Source organism: Paenibacillus taichungensis, assembly GCF_003287275.1.
GTDB classification, from domain to species: domain Bacteria; phylum Bacillota; class Bacilli; order Paenibacillales; family Paenibacillaceae; genus Paenibacillus; species Paenibacillus taichungensis_A.
The window spans coordinates 76,323-95,225 of record NZ_QEVW01000002.1 but is presented as its reverse complement, the minus strand read 5'-3'; the positions used below and the strand labels follow the sequence as shown (position 1 = coordinate 95,225).

Genomic DNA, 18,903 nt, shown 5'->3' with positions numbered 1-18,903 from the left:
CTCAAATTTCATTCAAAGTTCAGTCTTATCTTCGACAATCCGATAATGGATTTTGCGAACTATAATTTTCAGAATCATATACAGCGGAATAACGATAATCATGCCCAGGATATTTCCCAGGTCAGCACCCACAAGCAACAAAATAACGGTAGTCAGTGGATGAATATCAAGCTGCTTGCCATAAACGTAAGGTGAGATCAGGTTATCCTGAATTTGCTGTGCAATCACAATGATAACCAGTGACCATATCGCCATCGAAGGAGATTCGATAAACGCGACAATGACAACCGGAATAGCTGCCAGCAAAGCACCCACATAAGGGATGAAGTTCAGAATAATGGATACCACCGTCAGCAGCAAGGCATAAGGCAAACCTAAAATGAGAAAACCGATGTACATCAGAATCCCCAGAGCAACATTAACAATTACCCGGCCAACAATATAGTTGCTTAGTGCTTCATCGATCTCATGGACGGTTTCTTCCCCATCCTTCCGATAACGCCTTGGCAACAACAAGGTCAGATTCGTTCCAAACTTGCTGCCTTCCTTAAGCATGTAATACAGCATGATTGGGAACGTCGCCAGAATAATAACCAGATTCGATACTACGGAGAATAACCCTGAGACATAATCGGTTACCTGTGTGATCCCTTGGCTCAGAACATCGGATAATCGTGAGAATAGATTGGAATCATCAGGCAGGTATCTGGAAACAAAATTACTCTTTTCAAGTGCATTCAACTGATCACTGAGCGAAGTAACCAACGCTGGAGCATTCTCCACAAAATTCATCAGTTGCTCTCTCAATGAAGGCCATACCAGTACGCTGAAACCTGCAATCATCAATGCAGTCACTACATAAATAATCAGAACTGACAATGCACGTTTAATCTTGTGCCTTTCCATATAATCGACGAGCGGTCGCAGCAGATAATAGAAGAAACCAGCAATCAGCAGCGGAATGATGATGATGTGAATCAGCGAGGTCAGGGGGCTGAAAATAAAGTTGACTTTATCCCCCAAATACACGATGAGCAGCAGCAAAATAATCGCTGTGCATATACGGTAAAACTTGTTGTTTATCAAGAAACGTGATCCCTCCATACGCTGCTCTGCCAAATACGACTGCGGCGATAATATGTATGTATTGCAACTTAATATAGCTTGGGCAGCGTGTTCCATTCCATGCCGCATGCTCATGTATTATTATATGTACCCTTAAATGCTAGTCATGCCACAGCGGATGCTGAATATACTCTATTTTCCATCCTGAAGGAGAAATTGGGCAAAAAAAGAAGCAGGCGATTAGCCTGCCACATCTCTTTTGTTGAATACAACCCATGAGATCAACATGAAAATGACATAATATACAGCTAGCACAGCAATAGAAAACCCAAGTGTCATACCTGCATTTCCATCGCCAAGCAATCCATAATCCGCCGCTGAATCCATATAGCGACTGAGATCCATGTTATTGAACAGAACATATTTGGCCCATTCGTAACGAACAGGATTGAAGATTAATGAGAACAAATTCTGTGTAAACATGATAAATAGAGACAAACCGATTGCCAGAGCTCCCGAACGAAACACGGAGGAGACCATAAAGGCAATAGCGAGCGTAATAAACAAGTCCACGTATAGATATCCCCATAGTGCAAATGCGTGTGATGCAGAAGCACCGCTTCCATCCGGAGTTACGGTATGGGAGAACAGCATATACGACATTACGGTTGCCAGAATAACAACAAGTAACGTACTCAGAACACTGAATCCAATCACGGACAAATATTTGGATGCCAGTATTTTGCTGCGCGACCACGGACGAATCAGCAGTAGTTTAATCGTTCCCCATGTGAACTCACCAGCTACCGCTTCAGCTGCAATGACGACGCAGAAGATGGTATTCAGGAAAAAGACAATCTGAACGGTTGTAATAGCTGCTTGCCAGTATGGGACCTCACTGGACCCCATGCCTTCATTGAGCAGAACCGGCATCAACAGCGAGATCAATGCCAGAATGGATAACATAATCCAAGTACGCGGACGACGGAAAATTTTCATGTTTTCATTCATAATGAGATTGCCGAAATTACTCAATGCTTCCGCCCCCAGTCACCTGCAAAAATTGATCTTCCAGCGTATGGGTTACGTTACGGATACCGTATACCTGGAATCCTTCACTGACCAGCCTCGCATTCAAGTCCGGAATCTGCTCACGGGATAAACGAATTACAATGGCATTGCCCTGCACTGTAGCCTCGCTAATTACTTCGGCTGCACGTGGGGCATCATTTACTTCAAAAGCAACTTCAGTAAGTACGTCCGCTCCCGCCTCAGCCCTGAGATTTCTTACATCAATCAATTTGCCATTTTGGATAATCGCAACGGTATCACACATCAATTCCATCTCCGACAGCAAGTGGCTGGATACAAAGACGGTGATTCCTTCCTCCTGACAGAGCTGACGCAAATAATCCCTGAGTTCCCGGATCCCCTGCGGATCAAGTCCGTTGGTGGGTTCATCCAATACCAATAACTTTGGTTTATGTAATATGGCTTGGGCCACGCCCAAACGCTGGCGCATACCCAGAGAATAGGTCTTTACCTTGTCATGAATTCGGGCTGTAAGCCCAACACGTTCAATCGTCTCGGCAATGCGTTCTTTCGTAATACCAGGTGACATCCGGGCAAAGTGAACGAGATTCTGATATCCAGTCAGAAACTTGTACATTTCTGGATTTTCAACAATAGCCCCAACCTGAGCTATGGCTTGCTCAAATTCATTCTTTACACTGTGTCCCGAGATGATGATATCTCCTTGACTGATGGACATCAGTCCTACCATCATTCGAATCGTTGTTGTTTTCCCCGCTCCATTGGGTCCTAAAAAACCAAAAACCTGCCCCGGAGAAATATCCAGAGTCAGGTCACTGACCAATGATCGGGAGGAGATGATTTTACTGACGCCCTGAAGACGGACGACCGGCTCCTGCTGCATTCCATTTCCTCCTTCATCAACGGACACTCACTTCATGCCCGCTTCTCATATGAAGATAGTGTATCATAATCTTTAGTATATTGTCCCGCAAACTGGGATTTCCCTTGACGTTTCGTATGAACTACACACGCTTCACAGCATCCAAGCGGCATCTCACTCCGATAAAATCCGGTGCGAAATACGTGATTGCCTCCACAGTCCTCTTCCTTTAGTTCGACAGAGCCCCTAGCGACCGACACAATCATCCCACAACTGACACAGTAAAAGCGGTCCGTTTCGATCAATGATATTCCTTCCCCTCACAAGGAGCATTGAAGTCCCTGTTATTTGTCGTTAGACGCTGAATTTTGATACAATTTGTATCTAACTCGTAATTTACTTGACACCGGGACTAATGTCAACCCCTTGTAGGTATAAAAAGAAATGAAATGCAAAAAAAAGCTCTATAAATGCGACTAAAGTCTCGCATTCATAGAGCCTTTTCAAGTACAAATGATACAATCCGGTACATAGTATGGGTTAATACTATCATTCGGTTTTGTCGTGCTCTGTCTCGGTATCTCCATTCTTTGGATAATACCAAAGCAGCGTCCAATCGTCTCCATCCTTTACAATATAACAATTCTGCACGATTTTAAATTGACCAAAGGTTCCCGTAAACTTCTGGGTGACACCAATGCGATATGCCTCTGCAAATGGTTTAACGCCATCAATCACCGTAACGTCAAATTCCCGCTCCGGTTTCTCCATCTCCAGATCAAAGGTTTCCACCCCAAAATGCTGCATGAAAATATGTGCTCTGGACTGCAAATAGGCGCTTTTGGGAAAGCGTTCTTTCATCAATGGATGAAACAACTCCCATGAACTGCCGAAATCACCCGTCTGCTCATATTTGTAAAACTCTTGGGCGATGGCAGCGGCTTCATCTGGTGCATCCGCACGAAACAGATATGGGATGGTTCTGCCTATGAGCCACAACAGCAGCAGCACAAGTGCTATGAATCCGATCTTTTTAAATAACGCGTTCCGGTTCCTTCTTCGCAGCATGTCCCGTCCCCCTTGTCCTACTCCCATACTTATGATGGATGGCAAGCAAGTAGAAGCGGGAACTCGCTAGTAGCATTTCCTGGGAAATCACTTTCTTTTGACTGACGATCGCCTTGGGGACCTGAATCTTCTGAAAACGACATTAGCCCCCATATATAAAGCAATTCCGCCACATCCCCCGAGCAGATCCACGCCGACATCCCGGATTGAACTCGTCCGGTTAGGGCTGAACTGCTGAATATACTCATCAATGGAGGCAATAACCGCGACTACGGCCAGGGCAACAGCGATACAAGCCAACATCCGTACTTTCCTGTATCTCAGCCCACTATAGATAAGCACCGCCAGCACAGCATATACAAATAAATGTGCACTCTTCCGAAATATGAACTCAACAAAATCATACGGTCGTTGTTTTAAGGAATAATCAAGCTCACCGTATGTGAATTGCACATCAGGTAGTGCAAATCCGATCTTCACCTTTTCAGACCATTTATGCAGCCAAGGCTGGATAGTCTGCTGCTGGTATGATTGGGTCGAAAAGTGCCAAATCACCAGAACCCAGGCCACAATCAGCAGCAGGGACAATATATAAACATAAGGTCGTTGTTTACGTCTATGCTTATGTTTTCTTTTCCCGTAATCCTCCTCCATAAGCAAAGTTCTCACCACTTTCATAAACCTTTCATTATTTCTTCAAATGTTCTTCAAGTATTCCGTGAATGCGATCTTTTTCCTGCTGATCTACAATGTAATAATAAATCCCATTGATTTTCTCGCCTTTACCCTTGATCTCCACCGTATCTACGTTCTCCAGATCATTACGATATTCGAGGAGAAGTTCCTTCATTTCATCAAAAGTAACATCTGTTCTGACATGAGTACCTAGTTCATCCAGCATATTTTGGATATTAATTACACTGGAGAATTGCATTGTATTCTTAAGCATCTGCTTCAGAACCTCTCGTTGTCGATCATTACGACCCAAATCCCCTTTCGGGTCATCATAGCGCATTCTTGAAAAACCGAGCGCAGCAACACCATCCAGATGAATATTCCCTTGATCGTATCGCTGGCCCTCATAATCAAATGCAAAAGGATTATTTACATCCACGCCACCGACAAGGTCAATGATTTTGGCAAAGCCCTCCATATCCACTTTCATATAATAATGAATGGGAACTCCCAAAAATTGTTCAACGGTATTCACCGACATGTCCACGCCTCCAAAGGCATAAGCATGATTGATCTTATCTACAGTATTGTGTCCCACAATATCTGTCCGTGTATCCCTTGGAATATTAAACATGAGCACTTGTTTTTTCCCGGGGTTCACACTCAGTACAATCATCGTATCCGAGCGCCCTCGATCATTTGGACGTTCATCCACGCCAAGAATAAGCGCATTAAAAGGCTCCTTGCCGTTGATATCCACCGGTAGCCCACCTCTGCTATCTGTGACCGAGACGGGCTTTACAGGATTTCGGGGCTCATAAATTTGATCAGCGGTTGATTTAACGGATTGGTAGAGATATATGGCATAACCAAACACTACAACGACAAAAAAGGAAACAATCCAGATGGTAACTTTCATCCACTTTTTCATGGGTTCTTCCTCACTCACATTCAAGATGATGAAAAATGGTTAAATAATTGCTGCCGCTTTCCCTTCCAACTTCGTCAAACCTGGTCGACCAACAGAATAATATTGAAGATTAGATGCCTGAACCTGTTCAGCACTATACAAGTTACGACCATCAATCATAATTGGGTCTTTCATGATTTTGGCCAGCTCTTTCAAATCGATATGAGCGAATTCTTTCCATTCAGTCAACACACACAATGCGTCTGCTCCTTCAGCAGCGTGTAGTGGATGCTCTTCCCACGTGATGGAAGCTACATCTACCTCTTTACGAAAATTTGCAGTTGCGATGGGATCATAGGCTTTAATTATTGCTCCAGCATCACTTAAATGCTGAATGATATCAATCGCTGGAGCGTCACGCACGTCATCTGTCTCCGGTTTAAACGCTAATCCCCAGACAGCAATGGTTTTTCCTTTTAAAGATCCCAGCGCCTCTTCCAGTTTGTGAATGACATGTAAACGCTGATCCTGGTTTACTTGGACAACGGATTTTAACAGTCTGAAATCATAATCGACCATGCCTGCGATCTGAATCAAAGCTTGTGTATCTTTTGGAAAGCATGAACCTCCATAACCAATACCTGCCTTCAAAAAGGAAGCTCCTATACGCTTATCGTAACCCATGCCTTCGGCTACTCGTGTAACGTCAGCTCCTACTTTTTCGCATATATTCGAGATTTCATTAATAAATGAGATTTTGGTTGCAAGAAATGCATTGGAAGCATATTTAATCATTTCAGCTGATCGAATATCCGTAATGATCAAGTTCTCTGTTAATGGCCGATGAAGTTTTTTTAGTGACTTAATTGCACGATCACTGTTTGTTCCAATGACAATCCGGTCAGGATTCAGGGTATCATTGACCGCAGATCCTTCGCGGAGGAACTCGGGAACAGAAGCCACATCGAAAGGCTGAGATGAAATACTGCTAATCAACTCGCGGACACGATCATTGGTGCCTACAGGAACGGTGCTTTTGGTCACGATAATTTTGTAGCTCTCAATGTGACTTCCAATCTCTATAGCTACCTGTTCCACATAGCTCAGGTTGGCTTCGCCGCTCGGAAGAGAAGGCGTACCTACAGCGATAAAGATAATATCCGACTGGCTAATTGCTTCAGCAATATTGGAGGTGAACGATAGTTTGCCTGCTTTCATATTGGAAGCCATCAACTCTTTGAGGCCAGGCTCATAGATAGGAACGTTACCCTCGTTGAGCATCTCCACTTTGGCCTCATTGTTGTCCACACAGATGACTTGGTTGCCGATCTCCGAAAAACATACTCCTGATACAAGACCTACATACCCTGTTCCAATCACCGCGATATTCATCTTGTTTTCCCCCAATTCACGCAATTTTGGATAATATCTGCCCATTCCATCTCTATTCGCACGATATCCTCTTCCACCAGCTCACTGCCCATCTGAACTTCTATAATTTCAAGTTCGGTTATGGCTTTCACACTGTGTTTACTACCTGCCCGAATCGAAATGACATCCCCTTGATTAAGCAATCTTAGCTCACCGTCTAGAATCAGTTCGCCTTTTCCCGAAACAACTGTCCATACTTCATTTCGTTTGAGATGGTATTGATAAGAAAAATTCTTATCTGCCCCAACAATAATGCGTTTGGTTAATACCTCTTCTCCCCTGGCATTACGCGTGTAATCAAGTACCTTGTAACAACCCCAACGGCGTTCCTCATACATTGGACGTTGAGTATCATCCTTAAGAATCTCTTTAATCTGTGGACTTGCCTCTTTCTCACTGACCAGAATTCCATCCGGACTGGTCGCAACAATCAGATTGGATACTCCCAGCACACACACCGGAATATTCAACTCATTGATCAGATGTGTGTTTACCGAGCTGTTCGTCATCACACCTTTGCCCACAATATGGGTGCTCATCTCGTCCGTCAGCGTATTCCATGTGCCGAGATCTTTCCAATATCCCTCATAAGGTGTAACCACAATGTGACTGGCCTTTTCTACTACTTGATAATCAAAGCTAATTTTCTGTAATCTTCCGTATTGTTTCAGCATCTCTTCATACTGAATTGGCAGTTCAAGTGAGATCAGCAGATTAATCAGATAGTTCAGCTTGAATGCAAAAACCCCGCAATTCCAAAGGGCAGATTGTTCTATCATCTCTGCCGCTTCAGTCTCACAGGGTTTTTCTTGAAAACGTGATACTTTGGCGTAATGGTTATGTTTTTCGGTTTCATGCGGATCAGGAATAATATAACCGTATTTCTCTGAAGGATACGTAGGTTTTACCCCGATTAATGCAAGCTCCGCACCAGACTCATCCAACACTCCTTCAAGCTCCGTAACTTTATAAAAAAAGGATTCTTCAACATAGGGATCAACAGGAAGCACAGCAACCGTTTCGTTCAGACTGACACCCTGTACCGAGTACAGATAAACAGCTGCCAAGGCAATTGCGGGAAAGGTATCTCTGCGTTCCGGCTCTACGACAAGATCAACCTCATCGCCCAGTTGGCTCCGCAAAATCTCCACCTGTGGTTTACTCGTTGCTATCGTGGCTTGTTCGCTTAACCCCGTGTGCTGCAGTTGCCTCCACACCCGTTGAACCATGGACTCAGTCTGCCCTTCAGGGCCCTCCAGTACTTTCAGAAACTGCTTCGATCTCGTATCGTTGGATAAAGGCCACAACCTCTTGCCTGATCCACCGGAGAGAAGTACGATTCTCATGGTTATCACTCCACTCTCTATATTTAAGCAGCTTTAGTTCAGATTTTTATCTACTTCTTTTCAAAATAAGCTTTTCGTTCAGACGCTGCATCACAAATTGAATATCTCCTTTGTTATAGAGCATTTGTCTTATTGGGATTTTATAGATCTTTTTTAGTGAGATCAGAGATACCATAACCCGCATGATCGAACCTGTGAGCAAAGAAAGACCTATCCCATATAATCCGAAATGAGGGGTTAGAAGTAGAAACAAACTTATGCTTACGGCTACTCCAGCACTTTGTCCAACCAGAATGACTCCTGGGCGACCTAGCGCGTTAAAAGAAGAGGCTAAAATTCCTGCTCCCCCGCCCACAACACATTCAATGGATAATAAATAAAATGCGCCACTGGCTTCCAAAAATTCCTGCCCATACAATAAACCGAGCAAAAAACGACCTACCACCATAGAAGGCACGATGATGATCATCATAAAAACCATATTGGTTCTGAAAGATCTGCCCACTAGGCTGAACACTTTGTCTTGTTCTAATCCAGTAGCTCTCGGAAAGATCACATTCGTTATAGCGGTCTGGAATACATTAAACATACGGGAAAGTGCGTATACAACGGAATAAAGACCGAATTCACGTGGAGTAAGCAGTGCCAAAATAATAATTTTATCGGACTGATTATACAATGTATTCAGCAGTTCCACTCCACTAACTCTTGCAGCATAACTTAACAAGTACAAGCCGGACTTCATCTGATTAAAAACGGAGAAGACCTGCCGTGAAATATGCTCCCTGAGTGAATACGCATAGAAAACAACAACGCAAACGAACGATACAAAACTTACAATTATTGTACGTTCCAACGACAACGTCCCCGTGATCCATAGAGAGACGAGCCCTATCAAATTGATAAACGGCGCAAGCAATCTCGCTAAATTGTAAATTTGGAACTTTTCCATCCCCTGAGCAGTAGCTGCGAATACGCCCATTATTAGCAAAACAGGCGTCAAAGACGCGATATATACCCTTGATATGGAAATAACGGACTCCGCATAATTGGATAACCACGAGGATACTCCAAACCAACTAATGACCCCAACCACAATACTTACCGGAATTTGTAGCAGGAATCCGATTCCTGTAAACACAGGAATTTGTTTATTATTCTTTTTGATATGGTAGATAAGCGCCGTTGGTAACCCCAGTGTAGCCAGATTAGTTAGGAATCCGGGCCAGAACAAGATAGCTGCCAATTCGCCCTTGCCTTCAGCTCCAAACATTCGACTTGTAATGATGGAAGTTACGGTTGTAATTCCCAAGATGAGAATGTTAGTGAAACTGGTCATTAATATAGCGATGTACATATTTCGCTGTTGAATGTTTCCTTTTGGAGCTAATTCCATCATAACCGTTATCCCCCATGGTTTTTGCTGGTCTCACCTATGATTTTAATGGATCATCCAGCATGGCTATACCGTGTTCATAATAATGTTGACTGTATCTTTAGCACATTTGTTCCAGGAAAATAAACTGGAGTGATCTTTTCCTTTATGTGCCAATTGCTGACTCAACTCCGGATCTGATGTAATTTCAATCAAACGTGAAGCTGCTTCTTGCGGGCTCTGGGGATCGAAATACAACACTGCATCCCCGCAAACTTCGGGTATAGATGCACGAGAAGATACGATGACCGGACACCCCAACGCCATCGCTTCTAGTGGCGGCAAGCCGAATCCTTCATATAGAGAAGGGAAAATAAACCCTGCAGCATCTTCGTATAGCGCCTTTAATTCCTCATCCGTAACATAGCCCACCCAATTGATTGCATCGGATTGTGCCCATGTTTGTTCACCAAACACTTTACTGTTCTTGGAGCCAACAATCACAACGCTCAGATTATGAGCTTCGAGTTCGGGTAAAACATCAACAATCAAGTTGAAGTTCTTGTATGGATTCATCGTACTCACAGCCAAAACATAAGGAGATTGTATCCCATATTTTTCAAGAGTACCCACAGCCGCCTTTTTTCTGTGAATGTGATCGATTCCCAGATGAGTGACCACCAGCTTATGCTCGGCTATTTTACAGTGCTGGATCAATTCCCCTTTAGAGAAGTTAGACACCGTAATAATTTTTTTAGAGTTTTTACCCAGACGAACCATCAAAAATTTGTACCAGGCCCGAAAAGCAAACGAAAAGGCCTTCGGATAATTGAAGACAGCAGCATCATGGATGGTTACAATCTGATTCTTATTAAAAGCTGGACCTGTGTTACACAGGTTTATTAACAATCCCCCTTTGGCATAGAAGGGAAGTTCGAGTTGCTCCCAAAGGTGCCCTTTCAACTTACCGGCCTTATGGTGACTTATATGCTTGAACTCCAGGTTTGTTATAACATTGGATGGAGACAAGAGGCAGAATTCATAACGACTCCCATCAATTTCCCCTCGATCAATCAATTGATCGATTTCTTTCACAAGCTCCAGCGCATATCGCTGAACTCCCGTCATCGTTTGGGTCAGAAATCGGGCATTAATATATATTTTAATCATGTGCATCTCCAGCTCTCTTAGAAAAATCTAACCCGCTAGTAACGGGTATCTCCTTAACAGAAGCCCCGGTATACGCCTCATAATAGAGACCGACAATCTCCTCGTTCATCCTGACAGCGCTAAATTTATCTTTATAGATGGCATAGCCTGCCTCACCCATGTTCACCAATTCATCCTTGTCTAGATTGTTCAGGGTGTTCAAAAGTTCATATACATGTTCAATGTCAAAAATATATCCATTCTCCCCATGCCGAATCAGCTCCGGTAATGCACCGCGATTACTTCCAATGACAGGCTTCCGGTTTTTCATAGCCTCGATGGCTACAAGCCCGAATCCTTCCCATCTGGATGGCATAATAACCGCATCACATTGCTGATAATAACGATCAATTTCGGCATTGTTCACCCAACCCAGACGAATAACGTTATCGGGAAAATCCCATACCTTATCTTCAAGTACGGTGTCACCAATAACATACAAGCGAATATACTGCTGCAATTCAGGATTCTCGTTAAAGATGTTAAGGACAATATCAAGTCCTTTTTGCCGGTCATACCTGCCAACGAATAATAATTGAATGATGTCTGTCTCCGCTGCGGCTTCTTCTAGGGGAATCACGTTAGTAGACTCCCGTTCGCGTATGCCGCTGTAGACGAGCCTTGATTTGGAAGGGGATAGACCTCGACGTAAAGATTGTTCCATCTCATGCTGGGAAATGTTAATAATTACATCTGTTTTGAACTCCATAAGCTTTTCTATTAATAAAAACCCCTTTTTATACAACGGCTTGGTATCCATCAGAAAAGCCCAGCCATGGGAGCAATAAAATATACGGGCTTTCTTGGGTTGAACGAAAAATAAGCCCCTTGCGAGTAGGCCCGCAAAAGAGCTATGAACGTGAATAATATCAGGTTGAATGTCTTGGATGACTTGATGAATCTGCCGCATAGCCGAAAGGAAATATTTAGGATGACGTCTATACTTGTAATGCAAAATATGATCAGGCTCCAAATCAAAACTCGTAGCACTGTTATAATCACTCATCAGCAGATAAACATCAAAAAATTGACGTTGGTATCCAACAACTTCATTAAGATAAGTCGCCATTCCACCAATGACATATTCACCGATGTGTAAAATCTTCATTTCTATCCCACCGCTTTCTGTGATAAATCACTAGAATCAAGAGGCTGAACGAGAGCCATGCCAATGACCATCCAGAAAAAGATGTTCGAAGGTAACATCTCCAGTACATTCGTTGTAAGACTTGCGACTGTTACACCTGCTATAAATGCAAGTGCCATCTGCGGTAGACGCAACGGGTTAGTAGCAGACAGAGTGTTCATCTGCCTCACGAGAGAGGCGATAATCCACATAAATAACATCATAAAGTAAATCATACCGATCCAGCCTGTCTGTTCATAAAGTGAAAAATACTGATTGTCCACAGCAAAGTTATAAGAATCTACACCGATAATATGTGTTCTCCGACTTGCAGCCCCCACTGAACCGATACCGTTACCAATAGCTCCATTCATCGTGAACGGAGAGGTAAGAATGTTCCCCCATGTCTGAAATCGATCTAATAAAGAATACACAGAAAGCAGGTTGTAGGACTCTAGCATCCGCCCCCCATAGAACACCACTGCGGGCATCATAATGAACGTGCATGCAAGCAACAATGTACTCTTTTTACTATATTTTCGAACCTGAAAAAAAAACATAACCACTTGATATACAATCCACAAAACCAATGCCGAACGAATGGTGGATAACAGCAAAAAGCTGATCGTTAGCAATTGAATGATTCCCCGAATCAGCCGTTGATTCATCGCCATTTTGGTTCGTTCTGCTATTAAACCTGTGATCACCAAAGCATACGCATAACCGTCAGGTGAATATGTAATGGATGACAGCCGCGGCACACCCTCAAAATAGTTTTTAACATTTACGCCATAGACAAAACCAAGTGAAACCAAATTCTCAATGCCAAGCGAATACTGAATCAACCAGCCAACAATTAATAAAATAAAAATAACAAAATTTGTTCTGGTAAACGAGTAAGCTCTGTGACATTGTGAGATCAGCATCCCCGTAAACATCATCATCATAGGTAGGAACGTTATTTTAATCCCGTATACAAGTGTTATAACACTTGCACCCAGCAACAAATTCAACGAGCCCAGTGCAATAATGGATCCCAACAGGAAGAGAATAGGTTTGATAAATGCCGTGTGGCTTCGATATACTTTGCTCAAGGCAAAGATCGCGATCCCCATCATGCCTACGTCCTTGAGGGAACGAATAATGATGTTATCCACATAAATAGAAACCAAACCATAGACCGATAAATAAATCAACAATGTATGGATGGTTGCCATGAATAGTGTATGCTGTGGTTCCTTTTTTATTTGAATATACCTATAGGTATTGGCACTCAAAGAAGTAATTTGCATATTACCCTCCACGCCTGATTAACTTTTCGTATATCTCAATATGCTCTTTTAGAAGGTAGGCTTCATTAAACGTCTGACTATGTGCGTAACATTGCTGCTTCAATTGAACTTTTTCCTGTTCTCTCAGAAGATAATATTGATCAATTGCTTGGGCAATAGCTTCCGAACTGTGCGCAGGAAATGAAAACTTCTCCGTATCCAGCAGAATCTCCGCCATGCCTCCCACACGCGATGCGTATACAGGGGTACCCACCTGATAAGACTCAATAACCACTCTTCCAAATGGCTCATCCCACGTAGAGGGAACCACGTTAAGATCCATCTCTTTCATGTGATAGGCAATTTGGGATTTATCCAATTTACCTTTGAAAACAATTCGTTGATCTGACCCAGCCAGTTGTTTCAAATGAGGCAGCAGTGGGCCTTCCCCATAAATGAACAATTTCCCTACAATATGTCCAAGACTTTTCACCGCATCAATTAAATATTGAACGCCTTTAACTTCCGTTAACTGTCCGAAATAGCCAATATTCAGCGGCTTGTTATGGTTAACCTGCTTCTGTGTATACAACTGCTGGACCTTGGTATTATCCTCTACGATGTTATGAATGACTTGTTTCGAAGATCGTTCGAAGAAACCAAGCGCTGTATGACTTCCAAGAATGTGGTTGGATATACCAACGACCGACGAAACCATTCGGCTATATCTTCTTGATATTTGTCTATATATCCTGGAGTACGCTGAAATTTTAATAGGATCAATTAGCGAGAAGTCGCGCAGCGTGTGCACGACCGGAATATGCAATTCATGTGCAGCCTTCCAGATCGCTAAGCTAAGACCCGGGATATTCTGTGTATGAATAACTTCCGGTCGTGTCTGTGTGAGATACTGTTTGATGTACTTGTATTGCCTGATATTAAAAATATCCTGAATTCTCCAAACCACCTTGTTAACTGTAGATACTTCCTTGTCAGAATCCCCAATCCAGTACCGATTGTTATACGGTAACCTCGAAATCTCTATGCCGTTAACCAGATCTGTACGTACTTCCCGTTTTTCATGTCCGCCCACAGTAATTACCTTGACATCATAATGGCGATTCAATGTCTGGGCGAGAATTTGTGTTGATATTTCGGCTCCCCCAATAATATGGGGTGGATACAGACTATGTGCGATTAATACTTTATCCACTCTTATCAACTCACTTTAATCAGCATCATGTGGTTGCCTGCAGGATCGACCGATAATGCTCGATCGTACGCTGTAATCCCTCTTCCAGGCCAATCTCCGGTTCCCACTTTAAGATTTCCCGTGCCTTATCAATTACGGGTCGTCTTACTTTTGGATCATCTTCTGGCAACGGTAGAAATACCAGATTACTCTCTGATTGGGTTAGCCTTTTAACCAAATGTGCAACTTCTAGTACGGTATATTCAGTTGGATTCCCAATATTAATAATTTCGCCATTGGCTTCGTCTACAGCCATCAGTTTTTGCAATCCTTTGATATTATCATCCACATAACAGAACGAGCGTGTCTGTGATCCATCTCCATACACCGTTATGTCCTCACCTGTTATTGCCTGTGTCACAAAGTTAGAAATAACACGGCCATCATCGTTCCGAAGTCCTGAGGAATACGTATTAAAAATACGAGCTACCTTCACGGGAACACTGTGTTTCGTGTAGTATTCATAACAAAAAACTTCTCCCAAGCGCTTGGCCTCATCATAACAGGCTCTTGGTCCCCAAGTGTTCACATTACCTCGATAACTCTCAGGCTGCGGATGAACTTCGGGATCTCCATAAGCTTCACTCGTACTCGAATACAGGAACTTTGCTCCTTTGGTACGGGCGAGTTCCAGCAAATGATAGGTTCCTCGAGTGTTCACCCAGATCGTCCCAATCGAATCGGCCTGATAGAATTTGGGTGAAGCGGGTGAAGCCAAATGATAGACTTCATCTACTGGCTGATCTATCAGAAAATCCAGTGAGTCGGGTAACGTAACATCAGCTTCACGGAAAAAAAAGAGGGGGTTGTTAGCCACCTCTTGCAGATTCTTAGAAACGCCTGTTGAAAGATTATCTATTCCGGTAACCTGATGTCCTTGATCAATTAATGACTTGACTAGATGTGAGCCTAGGAAACCGGCCGCGCCCGTCACTACAACATGTTTCAATGCGATCACGCTCCATGTTATCTAAAGAGTTGGTTAAAATGTATTACTTTTGATCATAACGCCAACGGTTTTAAAAATGATAATAATATCCATCTTCATAGAGACGTTGGAGATATAGTGAAAATCATATTGCAGATTATGGTGAATCGGTTCCTTGCGAACTTCACTTACTTGCCATAATCCAGTAATCCCTGGTTTCACCAGAAAACGTCTACGTTCCAGATCCGTGTAGCTTTCTTCTACGATTCGTTTCATTTCAGGTCTGGGACCTATGAAGCTCATGTCACCCTTGATAATATTAAGCAATTGTGGCAGCTCATCCAGGCTCGTTTTACGAAGTAATCTACCCAGCCGTGTAATTCTCGGATCATTGCTTGTCGTTGGAGATACGCCATATTTCGGTGCATCCGTACGCATCGTTCTGAATTTATAAATACTAAATTTAACGCCGTTTTTCCCGTAACGTTCTTGTCTGAATATTACAGGTCCTTTGGAATCAAGCTTAATCATAATCGCTGCAACAAGCATGATCGGTGATGTAATCAGCAACAGCACAGCCGCAATAATAAAATCGATAAACGGTTTTATTACGTCAGCATATCCGCCAACACGCTGGGAGTAAGGTTGTTCCAATACTGCCGAAGTGCCATCTTTGGCAAGGGCTTCTCCACTCCCAAAGTATTCAGGTCTTGAAAGTTTCACAGACTATCCCCTCCTGCGACAAGCATTTGGTTCAATTGTTCCTTCATGAGAATCTCTTCTATCGCCATTAGGACCGGCGCACGCAATTCTTTATTTTTGAGAGCAAAATCAAGTGTGGTCAGGATATAGCCCAGCTTCTCACCGACGTCAAACCGTGAGCCTTCAAAATCATAAGCGCTAATTCCTTCATCCCGATTCAGCATTTGCAGCGCATCCGTGAGTTGAATCTCACCACCCGCGCCCACATTTTGTTCTTCCAGATACTCAAATACTTTAGGTGTCAAAATGTAACGCCCCATAATAGCCAAGTTAGAAGGTGCTGTACCCAACGGGGGTTTCTCAATCATGCTGTTTACAGAGGATAGGCGTCCCTCTGTATGCAGGGGATCAATAATTCCATAGCGATAGGTTTCACTTGGAATTACCGTTTTCACACCGAGTACAGACTGGTTGACCTTCTCATATTGCTGAATGAGTTGTTTCGTGCACGGCACATCCGAAACCACAATATCATCGCCAAGCAATACAGCAAACGGCTCATTGCCAATAAAATTCCGAGCACACCAGACAGCATGCCCGAGTCCCAGCGCTTCCTTCTGCCTTATGTAATGAATATCAACGTTGGAGGACTTCCGGACTTCTTCCAGCAAGCTGAGCTTTCCTTTTTCGAGCAAATTTTGCTCCAGTTCAAACGCACTATCAAAATGATCTTCAATCGCACGTTTTCCCTTGCCCGTAACAATAATAATATCCTCAATTCCGGAGGCTACAGCTTCTTCCACGATGTATTGAATAGTCGGTTTATCCACAATAGGGAGCATTTCTTTAGGCATTGCCTTTGTAGCGGGTAAAAATCGGGTTCCCAATCCGGCTGCGGGAATGATTGCTTTCCTCACTCTAGTCATAAATACCACCCTATCCATTAATATTTTTATGTTTAAAAGTATGAGTTGGATCACTTATTAAAATCCATGAAATCATGAAATAAATTGATGCAATTCTTACTTTTAATTTCATAAAAGGGCATTAAACCCGTCCTCACATCACACCCTTGACGATATACGTCTAAGGTACACTACCCACAGTGTGACCGAGTGCCTACCTTGATAAAGGTATAGTAGACATCACCTTGACGATATAATTTGTGGATCAATGTGCGCATTCGTTAAGCATTTTCCCCATAGTAGGCTTTTCGACTCTTTGGTACCTGTACATTGTTCAAGACAGCCCCGAGGATACGTGCGTTCACATGTTCAAGATGGGCTTTTGCCTTTTTAACCAGATCTTTCTTCACCTTGCCCGCGCTCACGACCAGAATGACACCATCACACAGTGAACTAATAATTAAAGCGTCCGTAACTGTCAGAACAGGAGGTGTATCAAATAAAATGACATCGTATTCTTCCTTTAAATCTTCAAGTAAAGCCGTCATTTTACGAGATCCAATCATCTCTGAAGGGTTAGGAGGTATAGGGCCAGAAGAAAGAACATGCAGCCCTTCCACTCCGGTTTCCCGAAGTACTTCCGTAACTTTATATTGGCTGGACAATACACTAGTCAGACCCACATGGTTAGGAACATTAAACATACGATGCACCGCAGGTTTTCGCAGATCCGTATCCATTAGCAGAACCTTTTTCCCTTCTTGGGCATAGGTAACTGCCAGATTGCCGATCGTTGTCGTTTTCCCTTCACCGGATAATGCCGAAGCAATCATGATCGTTTGAATCTGACTATCAATCGATGAGAATTGGATATTGGTTCTTAACTTCCGATATGCTTCAGATGATGTAGACTTGGGATTAGCCATAGTAACGAGGCTCCCTTTATCATTGGTTAACCGTGGCATACTGGCCATCACCTACCTGTTTTTGAGATGTTGTTGTTTGCTTGGAAAAACGGGCGTCTTCTTTTCGGATTCTCGAGATGACGGCTAGTGCTGGTATACCCAGTTCTTTTAACAATTCATCCTCTGTTTTCAAAGTATCGTCTAGGTATTCCAACAGGAATATAAATCCTATAGATAATAGAAGTCCAACAAAGAAGCTGATAAGGATGTTTATAACGGGATTGACATTAATGGGTCTGGAGGAGTCTGTAGGCTTGGCTTCACTCAGAATGGTTACGTTGTCTACTTTCATAATTACGGGGATTTGGGACTCAAACACTTTGGCAACGGCGTTTACCGTTTTCGCTGCTTTTTCAGAAGATAAGCCAGTGGCGGTCAAACTCATAACCTGGGATTCGTTCGCAGTCGTTACCTGGATGCTCTGCGCCAGTTGATTCCCGCTCATTCCTAGATCCGGGTATGTAGCAGCAACTTTATCGAGGATTGCTGAAGATTTAATAATTTCGATATAGGAATTAATCACTTTAATGTTGGTTTGAATTGAACTAATATCCAGGGTCGGCACACCTTGAGCATTATATGCCTGATTAACGATTAGTTTGGCGTTAGCTTCATAAACAGGAACAGTAAAAAAATAACTTTTTACCCCTGCCCCAATACAAGCAACTGCAACAAAGGCAATGATGATCCAAAAACGTTTACGTAAAATTTGCATATACTCTTTTAACTCCATCTTGTATTCCTCCCATTTAGATCAGCA

General features: G+C 43.0%; 18 protein-coding genes. All 18 read right to left on the bottom strand.

Annotation, left to right across the window (positions count from 1 at the left end):
- Nucleotides 1–12: 12 nt before the first annotated feature.
- Complete coding sequence (locus DC345_RS02765) at nucleotides 13–1,086, bottom strand: AI-2E family transporter (protein WP_113051813.1); 1,074 nt, start codon at nucleotides 1,084–1,086, stop codon at nucleotides 13–15.
- Nucleotides 1,087–1,305: 219 nt separating this feature from the next.
- Nucleotides 1,306–2,100 carry an ABC transporter permease gene (locus DC345_RS02760; protein ID WP_113051812.1) on the bottom strand — a complete coding sequence of 265 codons (795 nt, stop codon included), beginning with the start codon at nucleotides 2,098–2,100 and terminating at the stop codon, nucleotides 1,306–1,308.
- Complete coding sequence (locus tag DC345_RS02755; RefSeq protein ID WP_113051811.1) at nucleotides 2,093–3,001, bottom strand: ABC transporter ATP-binding protein; 909 nt, start codon at nucleotides 2,999–3,001, stop codon at nucleotides 2,093–2,095. The genes DC345_RS02760 and DC345_RS02755 overlap by 8 nt, the downstream gene beginning before the upstream one ends.
- A gap of 528 nt (nucleotides 3,002–3,529) precedes the next feature.
- Nucleotides 3,530–4,048 (bottom strand): hypothetical protein, encoded by a 519-nt coding sequence (locus DC345_RS02745; protein ID WP_113051810.1) that lies wholly within the window; start codon nucleotides 4,046–4,048, stop codon nucleotides 3,530–3,532.
- A gap of 87 nt (nucleotides 4,049–4,135) precedes the next feature.
- Nucleotides 4,136–4,717 carry a VanZ family protein gene (locus tag DC345_RS02740; protein ID WP_181586453.1) on the bottom strand — a complete coding sequence of 194 codons (582 nt, stop codon included), beginning with the start codon at nucleotides 4,715–4,717 and terminating at the stop codon, nucleotides 4,136–4,138.
- Nucleotides 4,718–4,736: 19 nt separating this feature from the next.
- Entirely contained in the window at nucleotides 4,737–5,654 is a 918-nt protein-coding gene (locus DC345_RS02735) for an LCP family glycopolymer transferase (RefSeq protein ID WP_113051808.1), read from the bottom strand.
- Between the two features lie 39 nt (nucleotides 5,655–5,693).
- Nucleotides 5,694–7,025: a UDP-glucose dehydrogenase family protein gene (locus tag DC345_RS02730; protein ID WP_113051807.1), complete on the bottom strand. Its 1,332-nt coding sequence runs from the start codon at nucleotides 7,023–7,025 to the stop codon at nucleotides 5,694–5,696.
- Nucleotides 7,022–8,410, bottom strand: coding sequence for a sugar phosphate nucleotidyltransferase (locus DC345_RS02725; protein ID WP_113051806.1), 1,389 nt, complete (start codon nucleotides 8,408–8,410; stop codon nucleotides 7,022–7,024). The genes DC345_RS02730 and DC345_RS02725 overlap by 4 nt, the downstream gene beginning before the upstream one ends.
- Nucleotides 8,411–8,456: 46 nt before the next feature.
- Nucleotides 8,457–9,809, bottom strand: coding sequence for a lipopolysaccharide biosynthesis protein (locus DC345_RS02720; protein ID WP_113051805.1), 1,353 nt, complete (start codon nucleotides 9,807–9,809; stop codon nucleotides 8,457–8,459).
- Nucleotides 9,810–9,872: 63 nt separating this feature from the next.
- Nucleotides 9,873–10,955 carry a glycosyltransferase family 4 protein gene (locus DC345_RS02715; RefSeq protein ID WP_181586452.1) on the bottom strand — a complete coding sequence of 361 codons (1,083 nt, stop codon included), beginning with the start codon at nucleotides 10,953–10,955 and terminating at the stop codon, nucleotides 9,873–9,875.
- Nucleotides 10,948–12,102, bottom strand: coding sequence for a glycosyltransferase (locus tag DC345_RS02710; protein ID WP_113051803.1), 1,155 nt, complete (start codon nucleotides 12,100–12,102; stop codon nucleotides 10,948–10,950). The genes DC345_RS02715 and DC345_RS02710 overlap by 8 nt, the downstream gene beginning before the upstream one ends.
- Nucleotides 12,103–12,104: 2 nt before the next feature.
- Nucleotides 12,105–13,337 (bottom strand): O-antigen ligase family protein, encoded by a 1,233-nt coding sequence (locus DC345_RS31600; RefSeq protein WP_181586451.1) that lies wholly within the window; start codon nucleotides 13,335–13,337, stop codon nucleotides 12,105–12,107.
- 76 nt (nucleotides 13,338–13,413) lie between these two features.
- Entirely contained in the window at nucleotides 13,414–14,604 is a 1,191-nt protein-coding gene (locus tag DC345_RS02700; protein ID WP_181586450.1) for a glycosyltransferase family 4 protein, read from the bottom strand.
- Nucleotides 14,605–14,629: 25 nt separating this feature from the next.
- A complete protein-coding gene (locus DC345_RS02695) occupies nucleotides 14,630–15,592 on the bottom strand; it encodes an NAD-dependent epimerase/dehydratase family protein (protein WP_113051800.1) in 963 nt (320 codons plus the stop codon).
- A gap of 33 nt (nucleotides 15,593–15,625) precedes the next feature.
- Nucleotides 15,626–16,294, bottom strand: coding sequence for a sugar transferase (locus tag DC345_RS02690; protein WP_220095231.1), 669 nt, complete (start codon nucleotides 16,292–16,294; stop codon nucleotides 15,626–15,628).
- A complete protein-coding gene (gene galU, locus DC345_RS02685) occupies nucleotides 16,291–17,199 on the bottom strand; it encodes a UTP--glucose-1-phosphate uridylyltransferase GalU (RefSeq protein ID WP_113051799.1) in 909 nt (302 codons plus the stop codon). Before galU ends, DC345_RS02690 begins: the two co-directional genes overlap by 4 nt.
- A 260-nt stretch (nucleotides 17,200–17,459) precedes the next feature.
- Nucleotides 17,460–18,143 carry a CpsD/CapB family tyrosine-protein kinase gene (locus tag DC345_RS02680; RefSeq protein WP_113051798.1) on the bottom strand — a complete coding sequence of 228 codons (684 nt, stop codon included), beginning with the start codon at nucleotides 18,141–18,143 and terminating at the stop codon, nucleotides 17,460–17,462.
- Nucleotides 18,124–18,876, bottom strand: coding sequence for a YveK family protein (locus DC345_RS02675; RefSeq protein ID WP_113051797.1), 753 nt, complete (start codon nucleotides 18,874–18,876; stop codon nucleotides 18,124–18,126). Before DC345_RS02675 ends, DC345_RS02680 begins: the two co-directional genes overlap by 20 nt.
- Nucleotides 18,877–18,903 lie beyond the last annotated feature (27 nt).